This window comes from Paracidovorax citrulli (genome assembly GCF_900100305.1).
GTDB classification, from domain to species: domain Bacteria; phylum Pseudomonadota; class Gammaproteobacteria; order Burkholderiales; family Burkholderiaceae_C; genus Paracidovorax; species Paracidovorax citrulli.
Genome location: NZ_FNEY01000001.1, coordinates 26,944 through 42,075, shown reverse-complemented (window position 1 = coordinate 42,075; position 15,132 = coordinate 26,944). Strand labels below are relative to the sequence as shown.

Below are 15,132 nucleotides of genomic sequence, written 5' to 3'. Positions count from 1 at the left end.
GTCCGGCCGGTGCAGCTGCCGCCGTGGCGGCAGCCCCGGCGGGCGCCTCAGCGGGCGGAAGGCTGCAGTTTTTTCTTGAACAGGCCCAGCGCCAGGGCCGTCACCACGGTGCCGGCCAGGATCGCGGCCGCATACAGGACCACATGGTTCACGGCGTTGGGAATGGCCAGCACGAACACGCCGCCGTGCGGGGCCTGCAGGCCGATGTTCCAGGCCATCGAGAGGCCCCCGGCCACCGCGGAGCCCAGCACGCAGGCAGGAATCACGCGCAGCGGATCGCGCGCCACGAAGGGAATGGCGCCTTCGGTGATGAAGGCCAGGCCCAGCACGGCGGAGGCCTTGGAGGCTTCGCGCTCTTCGGCGGTGAAGCGGTTCTTGAACAGCCAGCAGGCCAGGGCGATGCCCAGCGGCGGCGTCATACCGGCGGCCATGGCGGCGGCCATGGGGTTGGCCACGCCGCTGGCGATCAGGGTGGTGGAGAAGACGTAGGCCGCCTTGTTCACCGGCCCGCCCATGTCGAAGGCCATCATGGCGCCCAGGATCACGCCCAGCAGCACGGCGCTGCCGGTCTGCAGGCCCTTGAGCCAGTCCGTCAGCGCGCCCATCACGGCGGCCATGGGCGCGCCGATCACCATCATCATCAGCACGCCGACGATGGCCGCGCCCAGCAGCGGCAGGATCAGCACGGGCTTGAGCCCGTCCAGCCCGCGCGGCAGGCGGATGAAGCGGTTCAGCCAGTGCACCGCATAGCCGGCGATGAAGCCTGCCGCGATGGCGCCCAGGAAGCCCGCCCCCACCGTGCCGGCCAGCATGCCGCCGACCATGCCGGGCGCGATGCCGGGCCGGTCGGCGATGGAGTAGGCGATGTAGCCCGCCAGCGCGGGCAGCATGAGCGCGAAGCCCGCCTTGGCCCCGACCTGGAACAGCACCCAGCCGAGCGTGCCCTTGTGGGCGTCGTCATAGACGTAGATGCCGCCCAGCGCGAAGGCCAGCGCGATCAGCAGGCCGCCGGCCACCACGAAGGGCAGCATGAAGGACACGCCCGTCATCAGGTGCTTGTAGGCGCCGGAGGATTCACGCTTGCCGGCCGCTGCCGGGGAGGCCGTGGCCACGCCGCCGGCCGCGGGGGCAGGCGATGCGCAAGCGCCCCACGCCTGGGCCTGCGCCCGTGCCTGGGCGAAGACCGCCGCCGCATCGTGGATGGCGGCCTTGGTGGAGGTGGCGTAGAGGCGCTTGCCGGCGAAGCGGTCGCGGTTCACCTGCGTGTCGGCCGCGATCACCACGAGGTCGGCCTCGGCGATCTCGCCGGCAGTGAGCGCGTTCTGCGCGCCCACCGAGCCCTGTGTCTCCACCTTGATGGTGTGGCCCAGCGCACGCGCGCCCTGCTCCAGCGCCTCGGCGGCCATGAAGGTGTGGGCCACGCCCGTGGGGCAGGACGTGATGGCGACGATGCGCAGGGGGCCGTCCTGGGGCGCGGCGGTTGCGGGCGAAGCCGCAGCGGGCGCGGCGGGTGGCAGCGAAGCAGCGGCCCGTGCAGGCGCACCGCCCGCGCGGGCCAGCGCGGCGCGCACCACGCGCTCCGCATCGGCCAGCACCTCTTGCGGGGCGGCTTCGTGCACGGGAGCCGCGGCCGTGCCCAGCAGGTCCTGGCGGTCCACGGGCATGTCGGCGGCGATGATGGCCGCCGCGGCGCCCGCCAGTTCGCCGTCGCTGAAGCCGCCCTGGGTGCCCAGGCTGCTGTGTACGCTCACGGCGATGCGGTGGCCGAGCGATTCGGCCGCGGCGCGCAGCGCCTCGGCCACCATGAAGCTGTGCGCCGGGCCGGCCTGGCTCGCGGCGATGGCGATGAGTTGGGCCATGGGGTGTGTCTCCTGATTGCTTTAGAGCGGCGTGGCCTGGATGGATGCGGCCAGGGCATCCACCTCGGCGCGCGGGGGCAGTCCCGGCGCGATGCGCTGGATGCGCGCGGCCGCGCAGGCCATGCCGAAGATCGCGGCGGCGGGCATGGCCCGGCCCTGCGACAGGGCGGCGAGCGTGCCCGCCACCAGTGCGTCGCCCGCGCCCACCGTCGTGGCGACGGGCACGCGGGCGGCCGCGGCCTGCCAGCAGCCTTCGGCCGTGGCGATCACCGCGCCATCGCCGCCCAGGGACACGGCCAGCTGCCGCACCCCGTGCGCGCGGCACAGCATGCGCGCGGCCTGCGCCACATCGGCGGGCGTGGGCAGTTCGCGCCCGGCCAGTTCTTCCAGCTCCGCCCGGTTGGGCTTGATGAAATCCACGGGCACCACGGCGCCGCGCGCCGGATCGGCCAGCGCCTGCAGCAGCTGCCGCAGCACCGCGCCACCCGTGTCGATGGCGATGCGCGCCCCGCGCGCCGCCACGGCGCGGGCGATGCGCTCCCACACGGCGACATCCGCGCCGGGCGGCAGGCTGCCGGCCAGTTCGCACCAGTCGCCGGGCCGCGCCTGGGCGCACAGCGCGGCGGTCAGGCCGGCCTCGGCGCGCGCGAGGGCCGCGGGCTCCAGGGCCAGGCCCGGCAGGTTGATGTCGGTGGAGTCGCCGCGCGCGGCGTCGGCGATCTTGATGTTGGTGCGCGTGGCGCCCGGCAGGCGCAGCATGCCGTCCGCGATGCCGCGCGCGGCGAAGGCGGCCGCGAACACCGCGTCGTTGTCCGCGCCCAGCCAGCCGGTGGCCGTCACCGGCACGCCCAGCGCCGCGAGCACGGCCGCGACGCCCACGCCCTTGCCGCCGGCTTCCACCTGCTGGCCGAGCGCGCGGTGCACGCTGCCGGGCACGAGGGACTGGACCCGCACCGTGTGGTCGATGGCCGGGTTGAGGGTGACCGTGAAAACGCGGGGCAGATGGTTCTCAGCCATGGTCCGCCTCCTGCCCGGGTGCCTGCGGGGCCGGGCGCAGCGCGGCGCCCAGGGCGCGCACTTCGTCGGCCGTGTCCACGTCGAGCGCGCTGCGCGCCAGCGCCTGCAGCTCGGCCAGGGAATGGCGCCGCAGCAGCGCCTTGACGGTGCCGATGTCGCCGGCGCTCATGCTCAGTTCCTGCACGCCCAGGCCCACGAGCAGCGCAGCGCCCAGCGGCTCGCCCGCCAGGCCGCCGCACACGCCCACCCAGCGGCCGTGCCGCGCCGCGCCGGCCACCGTGCGCTCCACGAGGCGCAGCACCGCGGGATGCAGGCTGTCGGCCATGCCGGCGAGTTCGGGATGCTGGCGGTCCACCGCCAGCGCGTACTGGGTGAGATCGTTGGTGCCGATCGAGAAGAAATCCACGTGGGCGGCCAGGCGGTCGGCGGTCAGCGCGGCCGAAGGCACCTCGATCATGATGCCGACCGGCACCGCGGGCGCCTGCAGCTCGGCGCGCACGGCTTCCATGCGCGCGCGCAGTTCGCGCACCTCTTCCACGGTGCTGATCATCGGGAACATCACCTGCAGCGGGCCGTGCCGCGCGGCGCGGTAGAGCGCGCGCAGCTGGGGCACCAGCAGGTCGTCGCGCCGCAGCGCCAGCCGCGCGCCGCGCACGCCGAGGAAGGGGTTCTCCTCCACGGGCAAATCCAGGTGGGGCACGCGCTTGTCGCCGCCGATGTCCAGCGTGCGCACCACGAGCGGCCGGCCCTGCAGCGCCTCGACCATGCCGCGGTACGCCTGGTATTGCGCTTCCTCGTCCGGCACGGTGTCGCGCTCCAGGAAGAGGAATTCGGTGCGCATCAGGCCCACGCCTTCGGCGCCGGATTCCAGCGCCTTCGCGACCTGGTCGGCGCGGTTCACGTTCGCGGCGATCTCCACCGTGTGGCCGTCGGTGGTGGTGGCGGGCTCGCGGCGCGTGCGGGCCTCCTCCTCCTGCCGGCGGGCCAGGCGCGCCATGCGCTCGCGCGCCTCCACCAGCGCGGTTTCGCTGGGCGCCACGTACAGCCGGCCGCGGTAGCCGTCCAGGATGGCCGGCGTGCCGCCCAGCGCCGGGCCTGCGCCGTCCCGCCCGGGCAGCACGCCCGGGCCGGCGGCCACCACGGCGGGCAGGCCCAGGGCGCGCGCCAGGATGGCCGTGTGCGCCGTGGGGCCGCCGCGCGCGGTGCAGAAGCCGCGCACGCGTTCGGTGTCGATCTGCGCGGCCATCGAGGGAGAAATGTCGTCGGCCAGCAGGATGGCATGGTCGGGCCAGGCGGCCCCGGCCGCATCCGGCCCGGCCGCCTCGCCGCCCAGGCCCAGCAGGTGGCGCAGCACGCGCTCGCCCACGTCCTGCAGGTCGGCCGCGCGGGCGGCCAGGGTGGCGTCCGGCAGCGCGCGCTGCGCGGCCACGCGCTCGTGCACCGCGTGGCGCCAGGCCCAGGCGGCGCCGTGGCGCTGCACCACGGTGCGGCTCACGGCCTGCATCAGTTCGGCATCGCGCAGCAGCCCCTGGTGGGCCGCGAAGATGCCGGCCTGCTCGGCCCGGCCGGCGGCTTTCGCCCCGGCGGCCAGTTGCTCCAGCTGCGCCTGCGCGGCGGCGAAGGCCCGGTCGAGCGCCGCGGCCTCGGCGGCCACGGAAGTGAAGCGGTCTTCCACGTCCAGGGCGGCCGCCTCCGCATGCACCAGGGTGCCCACGACCAGGCCGGGGCTGGCGGCGATGCCGGTGAAGGTGTGCCGCGCCGCGGGCTGCCAGTCGCCCAGTTCGCGGCCCAGGCCCTGGGCCTGGGCCTGTCGCGCGGCCGACAGTTCGGCCTGCCGCGCCTCTTCCTCGCCGAGCCGCACGATGGTGGCGGCCAGCGTGGACAGCGCGGCGGCCGCGTCCGGGCCCTGCGCGGACACGCGCAGCTGCGCGCCACGCCCGGCACCCAGGCCCAGCAGAGCGGCCACGCTCTTGGCGTCGGCCACCGAGTCGCCGCACCGCACGTGCACCCGCGCCTGGAAGCGCCCGGCCACGCGGGCCCATTCGCCGGCCGGCCGCGCATGCAGGCCGCTGGGGTAATTGAGGGAGAGTTCGCGCCCGAGCGGGAAATCCTCCAGCGCCGCGCCCTGGGCCCCGGCGCCCCCAGCGCCCTCCGGCGCATCGGCCGTGAGCGCGCGCACGATCTCCTGCGCATCGCCCGTGGTGGCCAGGCGCTGCATCAGGGCGGAGTCGCGCATCACGCGCGTGAGCCGGCGCAGCACCTGGATGTGCTCGTCGGATGCCGCGGCGATCGCCACCACCAGCTTCGCCTGCTTGGCGTCGTCGCCCCAGCGCACGCCGGCCGGCACCTGCAGCACGGCCAGCCCCGTGCGGCGCACGAGGTGCTTGTCTTCCACCATGCCGTGCGGAATGGCCAGCCCTTCGCCCAGGAAGGTGTTGGCCACCTTCTCGCGCTGCAGCAGGCTGTCGACATAGGCGGGCTGGATGTGGCCGGCCTGCGCCAGCAGTGCGCCGGCGGCGCGCACGGCATCCTCGCGGTTGTGCGGGGCCGCCCCGAGGCGGACCTCGACCGGAATGGTGGACATGGGCATGTCTCCTGAATTTGGTATCGATTCCAGACACGATTATGGAACGGTGGCTCGCGCCCGGGCAAGCCGCACCGCCCCCCTGCCGCCCTGAAAACCAGGGAAAACACCTAGAAAATCACAGTGCACAAGCATTTCTGCGTGCACATCGATGCCACCGGCAGCCATGGGATGGAAAACCGCTGCCGCACCGCTTGCCAGATGAATCATGGAATCGTTACCATCCAGCGAACCCTGTACCGGCGCCCGTGTGCCCGGTACCCGCCCCGTTATCCCAACCGCCTTGCCCAGGAGTCCGGATTGGCCAGCATCAAGGACGTCGCCCAGCGCGCCGGCGTCTCCACCACCACCGTCTCGCGCGTGCTCACCACGCCCGGCGCCGTGCGTTCCCCGCTGCGCGAGCGCGTGGAGCAGGCCATCGCCGAAATGGGCTACCGGCCCAACCTCGCGGCGCGCCGGCTGCGCCAGCGCCGCGCCTCGATCGTCGGCCTGATCGTCTCGGACATCCGCAGCCCCTTCTTCACCGACGTGGGCCGTGCCGTGGAGGATGTGGCCTACCGCAACGGCCTGCGGCTCATTCTCTGCAACAGCGACGAGAACCCCGCCAAGGAGCAGTCGTACCTGGAACTGATGGCCGACGAGCAGGCCAGCGGCGTGATCCTGTCGCCCACCATGGAGGGGCTGCAGCGCCTGCGGCCTGCGGACTGGCCGTTTCCGCTCGTGCTCGTGGACCGCGCGCTCGAAAGCTCCCACGTGGACCGCGTGGTGCTGGACAACCACGCCGCGGCGCGCCGCGCCACGGAACACCTGCTGCAATCGGGCTGGCGGCGCATCGCCCTGCTCGCCGGCATCCACAGCACCACCGGCCAGCAGCGCCATGCGGGCTATGCGGACGCCCTGGCGGCGCACGGGCTCGCGCCGCGGCCGCTGTGGCTCGACCCCACGCGCGACGCGGGGCAGCGCGCCACCGCGCAGTGCCTCGCGGCGCCGCCCGCCGAACGCCCCGACGCGCTGCTCGCCACCAACGGCCTGCTGCTGCTCGGCGCCCTGCAGGCGGTGCAGGCCGCCGGCCTGCGCACGCCGCAGGACATCGGCATCGCCGGCTTCGACAACAACGACTGGACCGCCCTGCCCGCGCTGGACGTGACCACCATCGCCCAGCCCACCTACGACATCGGCCGCACCGCGGCGGAACTGCTGCTGCAGCGCATGCAGGACCCGGCGCGGCCCGCGCGGCGCGTGGTGCTGGAGGGGGAACTGGTGGCACGGGGCTCCAGCGCAAGGTCCTAGGACTTCGCGCGCCACGGCCCCGCTTCGCACCGCGGGCACGGTGGCACGGGGCCTGCGGCTACCGTCGATGACAGCCACGTCCGCTCCACGCGGCATGGCCGCTCCATGCTCCGTATCCTGCGAACCTTCCCGATTACGTCCGCGCGGCACACCGCCTCGCGTGCAACCCCGGACCCTGTCCCGAGTCCTGCCGGCTCGGCGCCACGGGGCACCACCCTCCGGCAGCTGCTCCGCGAGCCCGAGGCGGCACCCGGGGCTCCGGCCCCCCGGCAGGCGCCGCCGAGGCCACCGGAGCAGCCACGCCACCGGGCCACGCTGTGGGAGCTGATGCACGCCGAAGGCGGGAGGGTGGGCGCGGGCCTGCATCCGCCCACCGGGGTCCTGTCGCGGCACAAACCCGCGGCGGCGCCCGGCCCGCAGGGGGCGGCCCATGGCGAACGCCTGCGGAAGTCGGCCGCCGATCTGCAGGCCGTGGACCCGGCTTCGGCCGAGGCGTTCCGGCGGTGGACCCGCGGCCTGCAGGACCAGGCCGCGGTACTCGACCATCCACTGACGGAGACGGACCTGGAGCTGGTCGATGCCGTGGTGGCCGAGGCCCTGCGGTCCACCGCCTTCCGGCGGTCCTTCACCGACTTCCTGGTGGAGCATGCCCCCGGCGACCACCACCTGGACGGATCACCGCGCGACGAAGGTTTCCAGCGCATCGCGGGCGACGCCCGCACCGCCTATGCGTGCATGCTGGAGCACCGGCTCATGAGCGGCCTGGACCAGGACGAGGCACGGCGCCTGCTGGTGGACGCATTGCGCGATCCCCGCCTGGGCCTGTCCCGCGACACATTGCTGCACGAAAGGCCACCCACCGGCGGCCCCGAGCGGATATGGCCGCCATTGCGGGCCTACGTGGTCCTGCACGACGCGGTGGGCTCCGCGGCCCAGGAAGAAGCCGCCGACCTGGCGGTCGATGCTTTCGAGCAGGCCCTGCAGGGCTACATCGACGAAGCCGAGGCCGTCGCGCGGACCAAGGCAGCGCAAGCGCACGCGAACGGCGTGACCGAGCGGCGGGCCCCCGAACTGCTGGAGGCCTGGGATTTCGGCGGCACCGCCCCTGCGGCGGACGGAGCGAACGCCTCCCTCAGGGCCGGGGCCGGAACGTGATCACCATCTCCGGGGGAAACTGCCCCTCGTCATCCGCGGGCACCCGCTTGACGCGGGCCGCCGCGCGCAGCACGGCGTCGTCCCAGGCCTTGCTGCCGCTGGGCTGCACCAACCGGTAGCTTTCGATGGCACCCTGAGCGCTCAGGCGCAACCGGAGCTCGGCCGCGGGATTGCCGGAAAGCCCCTCCGGCAGGACGATCTGCGGCTGGAAAGCGTCCCGGATCCGCTGGGCATGGGCGCGCGGCCCGGCCGAGGCGTCGGCAGCGGGCTTGTCCGACAGCTCGAAACGGAACGGGATGCGGTAGCGTGCGTCCACGGCGTGCCCCTGGCTGTCCCTGGCGGGGTGGAAGGTGGCATTGCGCACCGCGGCCAGGGCCGACTCGTCCAGTTCCCGGTGGCCGGAGCTCTGGGCGATGGAGACGTCCCGCGTCTGTCCCGTGACACCGATGGCGGCGGAGACGACGACGCGCCCTTCGAGCCCCCGGCGACGGGCCTCGGCGGGATAGACGGGCTGCAGGGGCTTGACCGGGACGGGCCGGGCGGAGAGCGACGGAGGCACGGCACCCACCGGCTCCCGGGGCGGCAGGCCGGTGGAAGCGCCGGACGCCCCGGCTCCGGAAGGCAGGCTGCCGTGCACGGGCGCAGGTGGCGAAGGCGACGCCGGCAGCGAGGTGTTCTGCAGGCACATCCGCAGCAGGGTACAGACGACCAGCACGGCGAAGATGATCCAGCCGTTGCCGATGCGGCCGGGGGAACGGGACACCGAAGACGGTGCGCAAGCCGGCCCGGGTGCCCTCGACGGCGCATAGGTCAGCCAGCGGCGCCACCGCGGCACGGCATCCGCCCACTCGCTCCACTGCTCCACGTTGCCCACCGCGGTGATCACGTGCAGCCAGTGCGGGAACAGCCTGCGCAGATGCAGCGCCCCGGGAAGCTGCCGCAGCAGGAAGCCCGTGCGCGGACGCCGGCCGTCCCGCAGCCGGCGGATGAGGTCCCGCTGGGCGGTCCGCACCTTCTTCGGCTGCGCGTCGTAGAAGTCGAGTTCATCGATGGCGGACGCGACCACTGCCCCGGCGTGTCCGAACGCGGCCAGCCTGCCGCGATCGTTGCGCCAGCCGAAGCACTCCATCGCCGGACCGAACAGATACTCGTGGCCCGGCCGCCAGCCATCCGCCAGCAGGGACACCACGCCGCCTTCGAACAGGAAACGGGCGTCCATGTCGATGAGGCGCTCGCTTTCCAGCGCCTGCGTCAGCCAAGCCCGGACCTTCTCGAGGGCGCCACGGCGCCGCTGCGGCAGCATCGCTCGCATTTCCTCGAAAACCCCGCGGGCCGCGCTTGCCGCGGCCCGGGCGGCGGCATGCCGGAGCACGGCCGCATCGCCAGGGCCGCCGCCCGGCTCCCGCCCGGCCGGCACCGGCCCGGTGCGCGCTGGCGATTGCGCTGGCGATTGCGCTGGCGATTGCGCGGGCGCAGGGGGGCCAGCGGGCACCGGTGGCACGGCGCGGGGCAGCGGCTCCGCCTGCCGCGGCCCGCCGTACTGAGCGCCGTCTCCCGTGCGTGCAGCGCCCGCGCCGTCCCGGGCGGCGTCCCCGGCCGCATCCGCTTCGGCCGGAGCCACCGGCACCTCGTCCTCTTCTTCGCCCTCTTCCTGCTGGCCATGGGCGAACCATTGCAGGGACAGCTCGTACGCCTGGCGCAGGGACTGGAAACCGTCGGGGTCCTGCTCCTGGTCGATCTGCTTGAGCAGCCGTGCGTAGGCGCGGCGGATCGCCCGGTCGTCCGCCGCCTCGTCGAGGCCGAGGTGGGCGAGGAACGGCGGCGGCCTGCGGCGTTCCGTGCTCACGGCTCGTCGTCCGCCAGGACGGCCCCCGTGCGCTCCAGGTGGGCCAACTGGTCCTCCAGCAGCTTGCGCGCCTTGGCGACGACGCGGCCGTCCTGGGTGGCCAGGGCCCCCTCGAAACGCAGGATCTGCTCCGCCAGCCACTCCCGCGCGCCCCCCCGCAGTTGCTGGTAGATGCGCTCCGCATGCGCCATCACGGTGCGGTTCTCCAGCGCATCGCGCGGATGGATCTTCAGGGCGTCCATCGCCGCGAGGCGCTCGGCGATCTCGGCTTCGGTGAGCAGGCCCGGATTGCCTTCGATGACGACGCTGAAGGTCTTTTGCGTACTGGGCACCGTGGCTTCCACCTGCAGCAGGCCATTCACGTCGTAGCTGAAACGCACGTCCACGGAAGACTCCTCCCGGCTTTTGCCCGGCAGTTCGATCCGGAGATTGCCCAGGTGGATGTTGTCGTGCACCATGCGCGACTCACCCTGGTAGATCTCCAGGTCGATGCTCTCCTGGTCCTCCCGGGCGGGCACGTAGCTCTTCATGCGGCTGGCCGGCACGACGGTGTTGCGCTCGATGACGGGATCGAAATGGCCGGGCGTGGAGGTTCCGTCGGGCAGGCGCTTGTTCACCGCCACGCCCAGGGAGTACGGCGACACGTCGGTCATCACCACTTCGTTCAGGGCCGCGTCCTTCGCCTTCAGGCCGGCCTGGATGGCCGCGCCCAGGGCGACCACCTCGTCCGGGTTGAAATCGATGGCGGGAAAGCGGCCGAACATCGTCGTCGCGAGCCGCCGGACCATCGGCATGCGGGTGGCGCCGCCGGCCAGCACGATGTTGTCCAGCATGACGGTGCGCAGGTTCGCGTCGCGCAGGGCCCGCTCCACCGGCAGCCGCAACTGCTTGAGCAGCGTGGCGCAGGCGCTTTCGAGCAGGGCCTCGTCCACCTCGAGGGACAAGGGCTTTCCCCCGTGCTCCACCGAGAGCACGGCCTGTGCGTGCTCGCTGAGCGCCCGCTTCGTCCGCTCGGCCGCCGCGAGGAGCCGCTGCATGAAGTGGCTGTCCCGGCGCAGGGATTCGGAGAGCTTCAGGCGCTCGAAGAACAGGTCCACCAGGGCCTGCAGGAAATCCTCGCCGCCGAGGAAGTTGTCCCCGGCGGATGCCCGCACTTCCATCACGCCGTCGAACATTTCCAGGATGGAGACATCGAAGGTGCCGCCGCCCAGGTCGAAGACGAGGAACCGGGTCTCGCTGTCCTGCTGGTGCAGCCCGTAGGCCAGCGCCGCCGCCGTCGGTTCGTTGAGCAGCCGATCGACCCGCAGCCCGGCCAGCGCACCCGCGGCCCGCGTGGCCTTGCGCTGCGCGTCCGAGAAATAGGCGGGCACGGTGACCACCGCTTCCTCCACCGGTTCGCCGAGGAACGCTTCGGCATCGGCCTTGAGCGCGCGCAGCACCAGCGACGACAGCTCCTCGGGCCGGAACGCGCGCCCGGCCAGCGCCACGGTCCTGTCGCTGCCCATGTAGCGCTTGAAGTTCGCGGCCGTCCGGTCAGGGTGGGTCTGCAGCCGCTCGCGGGCCGCGCGCCCGACCAGCACCGTGACGTCCTCGTCCAGGCTGACGCAGGACGGCGTCAGCGTCTCGCCGAGCGCGTTCGGAATCAGGACGGACCGCCCGTCCTTCCATGCCGCCACCAGGCTGTTGGTGGTTCCCAGGTCGATGCCGATGATCATTTTCTGCTCCATCTCCTTGGCATTCAGGCATCGCTCGAACCGTGCGCGGAGCCCTCCGGAAACGGCGGTCGCGACGCCGCATTGCCGCTGCCGGCGTCAAAAGACCGAGCTTGCCATAAAGTGACGCGAAGCCTTGGCGGCTTGGCACCTCATCGGCCGCCATGGGGCCTGCCACGGCGGCCTTCGCGGCGCCTCAGGGCCGGTCGCGCAGGGCCATCGCCCGCTTCACCGCGCGTTCGGTATCGACGAAGCCCTGGCCCGAGCGAACGTCATAGCCGGGCGCGCTGAGCGGGTCGCCGGGGTCCGCCATGTCGCGCGCCGTCTCGCGCAGCGCCCGCCCCACCTCGTCGGCGCGCATCTTCATGCCCGAGGCCTGCAGCATCAGGGCGGCGATGCCGGCCAGGTGGGGCGAGGCGGCGGAGGTGCCGAAGAAATTCGGCCAGCCATTGCCGTCCGTGTCCACGCCGAAGACCGAGTTGTCCACCCCGTCGGGAGCGCAGAGATCCGGCTTGTGCGTATCGAGCGGACGGGACAGCACCACCCCGTCCGCGTCGCGTGTGCGCGCGAAGCCGCCGGTGGAAGAGAACGGCTCGGCCAGCGGCCCGCGCGGCGTGTTCATCTGCGAATGGCGCACGGCGCACGCGATGATGGCGCCCTCCGACGCGTTGTGGCCCACGGCGGTCGCGGAGTGGAAGGCCGCATCGCGCGGCCAGTCCACCAGCGCCATGTCGTTGGGCTGCGCGATCAGCTTGAAACGGCCGGGCAGCCGGCCGATGCCTTCGGGCATGCCGACGCCGATGTGGATGGTGAAGGCCGCGTCGGCCGCGTCCGGATTCAGGAAGGCGAAGACGAACTCGAACGGATCACCGCCGACGTTTCGCGTGGCGGAGACATAGGAGATATTCCCGCTGTGGTCGTCGGCGAATACGAACAGGTCCAGGTCGGAGGCCGAGCCGGAGCGGGACCGGGTGAACGAGGCGAAAGGCTCGTCCCATTGCATCACGATGCGCAACCGGCCGCCGCGGTGCAGGGTGACCGGAAAGGTGGTGTGCCCTCCGCCCCAGTCGTGCATCCGCCAGCGGCCCGCCGCCGCCCCTCCCATCGTCAGCCCGCGTGCGGGCAGGGGCTGGAACCGGCCTTCGGCGGACCAGTCGGCGAAGTTGGTCGCGGCACTGATGGAGAGCACGTTCCCGCTGGCAAGAAGCTCCCGCTGGGCAACGCCGATCGGGCTCTCCTGGAACCAGGGGTCGTTGGTCCAGAACATGTCGTCGCTGATGACGTTGGCGCCTGCCTTCGCGAGGGCGCGCAGGCCGTCGGCATGGTCCTGGACGCTCTCGGGGATATAGACCGCCAGGGAAGCGCCGGGGGCGACGTCGTGGATGATCTGCGCCATGGCGCGGCCCTCGTCGCTGTCCCTGCCATCGCGGTCCTTCAGCACGCGCACGGGCTGAAGGCGGCCGTTGGGATTGCCGCGCCCTGGCAGGTCGCCGCGCGCCACGTCCGTGGCCGCGCCGCCCTGCGTGTCGTAGCCGGTGGAGGTCACACCCACCACCACGCCCGATCCATCCACGCCGAAGGTGCGCCGCGCGCGCTCGGAGCCCTGCACCGCGTCCCCCTGCGACGTCACCGCGCCCACGCTGCCGAAAGGCTCAGGCGCCGGCCGCACGAAGCGCGCCGTGCGCAGCGACTGCAGCGCGCCCAGGCTGGCCACGGGCATCCGGCCCAGCACCAGGTTGCCCTGCTGGCGCACATCCTTGGCACCCAGCCGGCGCAATTCGTCCGCCAGTGCGGCATCGTCGCCGAGCGACAGGGCCTCGATGCGCACCATGCCGTCCACCACCCGCGGGCCGACGAAGCCTCTCGCGGCATCCGCGGGAACGACCAGGTTGCCGCCGCGGCGCAGATGCTCTCCCCAGAGCATCTTCAACTGCGGATCGATGAAGGACCCCTCCTCCATCGCCGCCACCCCGGCGCTTTCCGGCCGGACCACCACGCCGCCCGCGGCGTCCGGCCCGGCCATCGCCCCACCTGCCGCCAGGGCGCACGCCAGCCCCGCGCCCCATGCCAACCACTGCCTGTTGTATTGAAATTGCAGCATCCGAGATACCTCGTACGGCGCTTCGCGCCATGGACATCCGTTCATCGAATCGTCCAGGCACAGCCTGCCGCCAGCGGTCACGCCGCGGCCCGGACGGCCGGGCGCACCATGCGCCGGGCGACGGATTCCATCACGCCACCGCCGGTATTTCTCCTGCATTGCAACGGATGCACATCGCTGTTGCACCCTGCGACTTTTAAGTCGGTTCGCTGACAGCCACGCGTGGGGGGCGGTGCCGCGGGCTGGCCGGCAGCCGCCAGCCGCTCACGCCGCGCGCGGCCTCACCCTGCCCGCCGCCAGCCGCGCATTGGCGCGCGCCGTGTCCACGTCGTCCGCCCGGGCCACGGCCACGCCCATGCGGCGCCGGGCGAAGCTCTCGGGCTTGCCGAAGAGGCGCAGGTCGGTGCCCGGCACGGCCAGGGCTTCATCGACGCCGTCGAAGGCGATGCCTTGCGCATCGACGCCGCCGTAGATCACGGCGCTGGCGCCGGGGTTGCGCAGCGACGTATCGACGGGCAGGCCCAGGATGGCCCGGGCGTGCAGCTCGAATTCGCTCTGGTGCTGCGTGGCCAGGGTGACCAGGCCGGTGTCGTGCGGGCGCGGGCTGACTTCGCTGAACCAGACCTCGTCGCCCTTCACGAACAGTTCCACGCCGAACAGTCCCTGGCCCGAGGGCTGGCCGTCCAGGCCGCGACCCAGGTCGTCCGTCACGGCCCTGGCGATGTCCCTGGCGCGCTGCAGCGCGAGCGGCGGCATGGGCTGGGGCTGCCAGCTTTCCACGTAGTCGCCGCTGACCTGCTTGTGGCCGATGGGCTCGCAGAAGGATGTCTGGATGCTGCCGTCGGCTGCGCGGGCGCGCACGGTGAGCAGGGTGATCTCGTATTCGAAATCGATGAAGCCCTCGACGATCACACGGCCATGGCTCACACGGCCGCCGGCCATGGCGTAGTCCCAGGCCTTTTGCACGTCGGCCGGGCCGTCCAGCTTGCTCTGGCCCTTGCCGGAGCTGCTCATCACCGGCTTCACCACGCAGGGAAAACCGATGGCGGGCTGGCCGTCGGTGCCGTCGATGGCGGCCTGCAGTTCCTCGGCCGAATCGCAGAAGCGGTAGGGGCTGGTGGGCAGGCCCAGCGTCTCCGCGGCCAGGCGGCGGATGCCTTCGCGGTCCATGGTGAGGCGCGCGGCGCGGGCCGTGGGGATCACGCGCACGGTGCCGGCGGCCTCCAGCTCTTCGAGCATGGGCGTGGCGATGGCTTCGATCTCGGGCACGACCAGGTGCGGGCGCTCGGCCTCGATCAGCGCTTTCAGCTGCGCCGGATCGCTCATGGTGATGGTGCGCGCATGGTGGGCCACCTGCTGGCCGGGCGCGTTGTCGTAGCGGTCCACCGCCGTGGTTTCCACGCCCAGGCGATGCAGGGCGATGAGCACTTCCTTGCCCAGCTCGCCGGAGCCGAGCAGCATGACTTTGGTGGCGGAAGGCGAGAGGGGGGTGCCGAGAGTGATGGGCATGTGATCGTCGAAGGAAGGTGAAGGAGAAGGGGAAGGCGAAAGGGCGGCCAATAATAGAC

Annotated in this window: 9 protein-coding genes; 2 read left to right on the top strand and 7 right to left on the bottom strand. The window is 72.8% G+C overall.

Annotated elements, in window-relative coordinates; all coding sequences use genetic code 11:
• Positions 1 to 47 precede the first annotated feature (47 nt).
• Genes BLR99_RS00165 through ptsP form a run of 3 tightly spaced genes read right to left on the bottom strand, consistent with a single transcriptional unit; the run spans position 48 to position 5,466 of the window.
• The gene (locus tag BLR99_RS00165; protein ID WP_048857674.1) at positions 48 to 1,859 is read right to left on the bottom strand and encodes a fructose-specific PTS transporter subunit EIIC; all 1,812 of its coding nucleotides are present in this window, start codon (positions 1,857 to 1,859) and stop codon (positions 48 to 50) included.
• A 21-nt stretch (positions 1,860 to 1,880) separates the two neighbouring features.
• Positions 1,881 to 2,876 carry a 1-phosphofructokinase family hexose kinase gene (locus tag BLR99_RS00160; protein ID WP_048857675.1) on the bottom strand — a complete coding sequence of 332 codons (996 nt, stop codon included), beginning with the start codon at positions 2,874 to 2,876 and terminating at the stop codon, positions 1,881 to 1,883.
• A complete protein-coding gene (gene ptsP, locus BLR99_RS00155) occupies positions 2,869 to 5,466 on the bottom strand; it encodes a phosphoenolpyruvate--protein phosphotransferase (RefSeq protein WP_377702736.1) in 2,598 nt (865 codons plus the stop codon). Before ptsP ends, BLR99_RS00160 begins: the two co-directional genes overlap by 8 nt.
• A gap of 294 nt (positions 5,467 to 5,760) precedes the next feature.
• Here ptsP and BLR99_RS00150 point away from each other — a divergent pair, with 294 nt between their 5' ends.
• Both BLR99_RS00150 and BLR99_RS00145 read left to right on the top strand, forming a co-directional pair.
• The gene (locus BLR99_RS00150; protein WP_048857676.1) at positions 5,761 to 6,750 is read left to right on the top strand and encodes a LacI family DNA-binding transcriptional regulator; all 990 of its coding nucleotides are present in this window, start codon (positions 5,761 to 5,763) and stop codon (positions 6,748 to 6,750) included.
• A 327-nt stretch (positions 6,751 to 7,077) separates the two neighbouring features.
• Positions 7,078 to 7,905: a hypothetical protein gene (locus BLR99_RS00145; RefSeq protein ID WP_011797268.1), complete on the top strand. Its 828-nt coding sequence runs from the start codon at positions 7,078 to 7,080 to the stop codon at positions 7,903 to 7,905.
• Here BLR99_RS00145 and BLR99_RS00140 read toward each other — a convergent pair.
• From BLR99_RS00140 to purT, 4 genes are all read right to left on the bottom strand, one after another.
• Positions 7,883 to 9,751 (bottom strand): TonB family protein, encoded by a 1,869-nt coding sequence (locus BLR99_RS00140; protein WP_041827607.1) that lies wholly within the window; start codon positions 9,749 to 9,751, stop codon positions 7,883 to 7,885. The genes BLR99_RS00145 and BLR99_RS00140 overlap by 23 nt on opposite strands.
• Positions 9,748 to 11,466, bottom strand: a complete 1,719-nt coding sequence (locus BLR99_RS00135; RefSeq protein ID WP_011797270.1) for an Hsp70 family protein — start codon at positions 11,464 to 11,466, stop codon at positions 9,748 to 9,750. The genes BLR99_RS00140 and BLR99_RS00135 overlap by 4 nt, the downstream gene beginning before the upstream one ends.
• Before the next feature lie 193 nt (positions 11,467 to 11,659).
• The gene (locus BLR99_RS00130) at positions 11,660 to 13,564 is read right to left on the bottom strand and encodes a S8 family peptidase (protein WP_074686497.1); all 1,905 of its coding nucleotides are present in this window, start codon (positions 13,562 to 13,564) and stop codon (positions 11,660 to 11,662) included.
• Positions 13,565 to 13,828: 264 nt separating this feature from the next.
• On the bottom strand, positions 13,829 to 15,073 hold the full coding sequence (purT, locus tag BLR99_RS00125) for a formate-dependent phosphoribosylglycinamide formyltransferase (RefSeq protein ID WP_011797272.1): 1,245 nt from the start codon (positions 15,071 to 15,073) through the stop codon (positions 13,829 to 13,831).
• Positions 15,074 to 15,132: the final 59 nt, after the last annotated feature.

Excerpts from the sequence above, each read along its gene's own strand:
- BLR99_RS00160 (WP_048857675.1), bottom strand. The coding sequence starts at position 2,876 with ATGGCTGAGAACCATCTGCCCCGCGTTTTCACGGTCACCCTCAACCCG.
- BLR99_RS00130 (WP_074686497.1), bottom strand. The coding sequence starts at position 13,564 with ATGCTGCAATTTCAATACAACAGGCAGTGGTTGGCATGGGGCGCGGGG.
- BLR99_RS00135 (WP_011797270.1), bottom strand. The coding sequence starts at position 11,466 with ATGATCATCGGCATCGACCTGGGAACCACCAACAGCCTGGTGGCGGCA.
- ptsP (WP_377702736.1), bottom strand. The coding sequence starts at position 5,466 with ATGCCCATGTCCACCATTCCGGTCGAGGTCCGCCTCGGGGCGGCCCCG.
- BLR99_RS00145 (WP_011797268.1), top strand. The coding sequence starts at position 7,078 with ATGCACGCCGAAGGCGGGAGGGTGGGCGCGGGCCTGCATCCGCCCACC.
- purT (WP_011797272.1), bottom strand. The coding sequence starts at position 15,073 with ATGCCCATCACTCTCGGCACCCCCCTCTCGCCTTCCGCCACCAAAGTC.
- BLR99_RS00165 (WP_048857674.1), bottom strand. The coding sequence starts at position 1,859 with ATGGCCCAACTCATCGCCATCGCCGCGAGCCAGGCCGGCCCGGCGCAC.